General features: G+C 64.8%; 1 protein-coding gene. It reads left to right on the plus strand.

The genetic code is table 11. The features are described 5' to 3' along the window. On the plus strand, positions 1 to 392 hold a 392-nt coding region (locus tag EN738_RS34950; RefSeq protein ID WP_189606173.1), incomplete at its 5' end, for an SAM-dependent methyltransferase. Positions 393 to 505 lie beyond the last annotated feature (113 nt).

Raw genomic sequence — 505 nt, forward strand, 5'->3', positions numbered from 1 at the left:
TTGCCGAACGGATAGCCAGACATGGCGGCGCCGGCCTGTTCATCGACTACGGCCATCTTCAGCACGGCATCGGCGACACGCTGCAGGCCTTGCGCAAGCACGATCACGACAATGTGCTGGCCAATCCCGGCGAGGCCGATCTGACCGCGCATGTCGATTTCGCTGCCCTCGCCGCCGTGGTCCGAGCCCACGGGCTCGATGTCCAGATGACGACGCAAGGCGACTTTCTGCTCGGCCTGGGCCTGCTCGCGCGCGCCGGCCAGCTTGGCGCCAAGGCCGATGACAGCGTGCGGCAGGCCATTTCCGACGCGGTCGAGCGTTTGGCCGGACCGGATACGATGGGCGAGCTCTTCAAGGTATTGAAAATCCAGCCGAAAGTGGGCACGTCCTGATCCGCCGACGAGGCCCGGTCGGCATCGGACGCACGCCGCCTGTTCGAGCCTCGTTCCGAACTTCGCCTTGACGAAATCCTCGGCGCGGACAACAAACCCATCCATGCTTGATC

It is taken from the genome of Mesorhizobium sp. M4B.F.Ca.ET.017.02.2.1 (assembly GCF_003998955.1).
GTDB classification, from domain to species: Bacteria; Pseudomonadota; Alphaproteobacteria; order Rhizobiales; family Rhizobiaceae; genus Mesorhizobium; species Mesorhizobium abyssinicae.